A 4624-nucleotide genomic window follows, 5' to 3' on the forward strand; every position below is an offset into this window, starting at 1 on the left:
TCGGGCTCCACCGGCCAGCCCAAAGGGGTGATGCACAGCTTCGAGCGGATTACGCGCGCCACCGAGGGGATGCGCGCATGCACGAGGCGCTCGGCAAGAACGCGGCCAACCGCGTGCTGTCGTACCTGCCGCTGGCGCATGTCTTCGAGCGGGCCTTCGTTCAATGCGCGCCGCTGATCGACGGCCGGATGCACATCTTCTTCGCCGAGTCGCTCAACACCTTTGTCCAGGACCTGCAGCGCGCCCGGCCCACCACGTTCATCTCGGTGCCGCGCCTGTGGCTGAAATTCCAGCAGGGCGTGTTCGCGAAAATGCCGCCGCGCAAGCTCGACCGGCTGCTGGGCATTCCGCTGCTCGGCAAAATAGCCGGGCGCAAGGTGTTGCGCGGCCTCGGGCTCGACCAGGTGCGCCTGGCGGGCAGCGGCTCAACGCCCATCCGATGGTGGAACTGGCGCTGGTGTCCGGCGTCGGTCAGGCGGCCGCCTACGGCATGCTGGTCCTCGCGGAAGCCCTGCGCGCCCAGTTGAATGACCCGGCGGTGCGAGCCCGGGTGCAGGCCGAACTCGAAGGCTTGCTCAAAAGCGTGAACCACGAGCTGGCCGACTATGAACGCCTGCGCATGCTGGTGGTGGCGCGTGAGCCCTGGTCGATTGAAAATGGCTGTCTCACGCCGACCATGAAGATCAAACGCAGCCGCATCGAATCGTCAGTCGCCGCGCAAGTGGACGGCTGGTACACCGGCGAAGCTGCTGTTCTCTGGGCTTGATCCAGCGCGGTGCGCCCTGGCGTGCGGCGCAGCCGACACGAAAGCCTCGCGCGCCGGCTTGATGCGATGCAAATCTTTGTCGGTTTGTCAAGGGCAACGTGGGCGGTTGCATCCATTTTCTGATCCAGATCAACCCATGACGCGAAGCTGAGCTTTGCGCAGCCAAATTCAAAGGAACCACTACATATAGTGGTTAGCATCTTGTTCGACACTACCTATGGTGTTTCGAGGGGACACAAGATGAACATGCCAGCCACCGCCGTTTTCACCCACATCATCAAGCGCGACGGCGGCATCAAAGCCTTTGACGCCAGCAAAATTGCCCAGGCGCTGGAGCGCGCCGCCCAGGTCACCGGTGAGTTCGATGCCGCCGAGGCCCAGCGCCTCACGCGCTACCTGGTGGCGCCCAAGATCAAGGTGCTGGGGGCCGTCACGCCGCATATCGAGCAAATTCAGGACGCGGTCGAAGCCGCCCTGTTTGATGCCGGTTACCCCAAGACCCTGCGCGCCTACATCGTCTACCGCGAGCAGCACAAGAAGCTGCGCCACGACCGCAAGACCCTGGTGGACGTGGAGTCCAGCATGAACGAGTACCTGCAGCAACTCGATTGGCGCGTCAACGCCAATGCCAACCAGGGCTACTCGCTGGGCGGGCTGATCCTCAACGTCTCGGGCAAGGTGATTGCCAACTACTGGCTGAACCACGTCTACCCGCCCGAAGTGGGCGCGGCGCACCGCAGCGCCGCCCTGCACATTCATGACCTGGACATGCTGGCGGGCTACTGCGCGGGCTGGTCGCTGCGCACGCTGCTCCACGAAGGCTTGAACGGCGTACCCGGCAAGGTTGAATCGGGTCCGCCCAAGCACCTGTCCAGCGCCGTGGGCCAGATCGTCAACTTCCTGGGCACGCTGCAAAACGAGTGGGCCGGCGCGCAGGCCTTCAGCTCGTTTGACACCTACATGGCGCCCTACATCCGGCAGGACAGCCTGGACTATGCGGCAGTGCGCCAGTGCCTGCAGGAGCTGATTTACAACCTCAACGTGCCCTCGCGCTGGGGCACGCAGACGCCTTTTACCAACCTGACCTTCGACTGGGTCTGCCCGCAAGACCTGCGCGAACAAATTCCCGTCATTGCCGGCGAAGAAATGCCCTTCACCTACGGTGAGCTGCAGGCCGAGATGGACATGATCAACCGCGCCTACATCGAGGTCATGATGGCCGGTGACGCCCGGGGCCGGGTCTTCACCTTCCCGATTCCGACCTACAACATCACGGAAGACTTCGACTGGTACAGCCCGAACGCCGAAGCGCTGTTCAAGATGACGGCCAAGTACGGCCTGCCCTATTTCCAGAACTTCATCAATTCGGAGCTCAAGCCGAACATGATCCGCTCCATGTGCTGCCGCCTGCAGCTCGACCTGCGCGAGCTGCTCAAGCGCGGCAACGGCCTGTTCGGCTCGGCCGAGCAGACCGGCTCGCTCGGCGTGGTCACCATCAACTGCGCGCGCTTAGGCTATCTGCACATGGGTGACGAGGCCGGCATGCGGGCGGCGCTCGACACCCTGCTGGACTTGGGCCGCGACAGCCTGGAGATCAAACGCAAAGTGATCCAGCGCCACATGGACAACGGCCTGTTCCCCTACACCAAGCGCTACCTGGGCACGCTGCGCAACCATTTCTCCACGCTCGGCGTGAACGGCATCAACGAGATGATCCGCAACTTCACTCTAGACGAGCACGACATCAGCAGCGCATGGGGCCACGCCTTCGCCATTCGCCTGCTCGACCATGTGCGCGCCCGCATGCTCGAATTCCAGGACCAGACCGGCCACATGTACAACCTCGAAGCGACGCCGGCCGAAGGCACGACCTACCGCTTTGCCAAGGAAGACGCCAAGCAGTTTCCCGACATCCTGCAGGCGGGCACCCAAGACATGCCCTACTACACCAACTCGTCGCAGTTGCCGGTGGGCTACACCGACGACCCGTTCGAGGCGCTGGAGCTGCAGGACGATCTGCAACGCAAGTACACCGGCGGCACCGTGCTGCACCTGTACATGACCGAGCCGCTGAGCAGCGCCGAGGCTTGCCGCCAGCTGGTCAAGCGCTCGCTGTCGCGTTTTCGCCTGCCCTACATCACCGTGACGCCGACCTTCTCGATCTGCCCCAAACATGGTTACCTGGGTGGGCGTCACGATTTTTGTCCCAAGTGCGACGCCGACATCATCGCGCGCAAACAACTCGAAACCACCTGAAGAAAGATCCCCATGACCGATCTGAGCAACCAACAATTCCTGGCCCCCCAAGCGGCCCTGGTGCTGCGCGACGACGAGCGCCAGCGCTGTGAAGTGTGGACCCGCGTCATGGGCTACCACCGCCCGATGGCGTCCTTCAACACCGGCAAGAAGGGCGAGTTCCATGAGCGCACTTACTTCAGCGAACTCAGCTGCCAGGCCAGCCTGGCGGGCTGAGCCTGCTGCGCCCGACGACGCCAGCGCCTCCCTGCTTGCAGACAGGCAGCTCAAGGTGGGCGGCGTCACGCCCTTCAGCGCCACCGACTACCCCGGCAAGCTCGCGGCCGTCGTTTTCGTGCAGGGTTGCCCCTGGCGTTGTGGCTACTGCCACAACCCGCATTTGCAAACGCGCACCGGCACCAGTCCGCTGGCCTGGACGCAAGTGATCGCACGATTGAAGCGGCGGGTCGGCCTGATTGATGCCGTGGTGTTCAGCGGCGGCGAACCCACCATGGACCCGGCATTGGAAGACGCGATGCGCGAGGTGCGCGCCCTCGGGTTTGGCGTCGGTCTGCACACGGCAGGGGCCTATCCCCGGCGTCTGGCCGAGGTACTGCCACTGCTGGACTGGGTCGGCATCGACCTCAAGGCTTCCTGGCAAGGCTATGACAGCATCACCCGCATCAGCGACAGCGCCCGCCATGCACGGGCCAGCGCCGAGGCCGTGCTGGCCAGCGGCGTGGCGCACGAGTTCCGTACCACGGTGCATCCGGGCCTGCATTCGGAACCCGACATTCTGGCGCTGGCGCAAACCCTGAGCGCCATGGGCGTGCGCCACTACGCCGTGCAGGTCTTTCGCCGCACCGGTTGCATGGATGAAAGTCTCCAGGCCGCCAGCGCGGGCTACCCCGGTGCCGACCTGCTGGCGCGCGTGTCGGCCCTGTTTGAAACCTTTACCTTGCGACGCGAGTGATGCGCGCAACGACGCTGTAGCGCCCAAGTCAATTCGGCGCAGGTCAAGCCCCCTGGCACCCGTCAGGCACATGTAACCGGCCTTCCCCCTCTCTGTATCAAACGTTTGATTAAGATGGTCTAATCGTGCCCCACGAAAAAATACGGCACAAGCGCTACCCAGCGCAGCGACGGCATGGAGGCGCGAGATCGCTTTGGCGGCTGGGGCGGGCTGGTACCGAGGCCTGTACCGCGCGGTGCTGATCGACCCGCATTTTTTCAACCCGCCTGAGACAAGCCCACGCCATGAACCGTTTCAAATTCAAACCAGTTGCTATTATTTTGATAGCTGTCTGCGTAATAACCACGGGGGCTATCGCCCTGTTTTTATCGAATTCGAGGGCCGTGGACAAAACGGCGGCGGTGCCCGTCTCGGCTGCCCGGCCGGCCCTCACCGTGACCACCACGCAAGCACAGTTGAGCACCCTGCCGATCAAACTGACAGCCAATGGCAATATTGCCGCCTGGCAGGAAGCCAGCGTCGGCACCGAGAGCAGCGGCCTGCGCCTGGCCGAGGTGCAGGTCAATGTGGGCGACGTGGTGCAGCGCGGCCAGCTGCTGGCGCGCTTCGCCGAGGACAGTGTGCAGGCCGACGTGGCGCAGGCCCGTGCC

The 4624-nt window shown here is 63.8% G+C and carries 3 protein-coding genes and 2 pseudogenes; all 5 read left to right on the plus strand.

The window, feature by feature from the left end; all coding sequences use genetic code 11:
• The coding region (locus B3V69_RS06385; RefSeq protein ID WP_296444863.1) for an AMP-binding protein at positions 1-527 on the plus strand (527 nt) is incomplete at its 5' end.
• Positions 491-766, plus strand: coding sequence for a hypothetical protein (locus tag B3V69_RS06390; RefSeq protein WP_296444865.1), 276 nt, complete (start codon positions 491-493; stop codon positions 764-766). The genes B3V69_RS06385 and B3V69_RS06390, both read left to right, overlap by 37 nt.
• A 246-nt stretch (positions 767-1012) precedes the next feature.
• Positions 1013-3238: pseudogene (locus B3V69_RS06395) on the plus strand (ribonucleoside triphosphate reductase).
• Between the two features lie 55 nt (positions 3239-3293).
• Positions 3294-3974: an anaerobic ribonucleoside-triphosphate reductase activating protein gene (locus B3V69_RS06400; RefSeq protein ID WP_296444867.1), complete on the plus strand. Its 681-nt coding sequence runs from the start codon at positions 3294-3296 to the stop codon at positions 3972-3974.
• Positions 3975-4258: 284 nt separating this feature from the next.
• Positions 4259-4624: pseudogene (locus B3V69_RS06405) on the plus strand (efflux transporter periplasmic adaptor subunit); the annotation flags it as partial.

Source organism: Rhodoferax sp. UBA5149, from assembly GCF_002413825.1.
Classification (GTDB): Bacteria; Pseudomonadota; Gammaproteobacteria; order Burkholderiales; family Burkholderiaceae_C; genus Rhodoferax.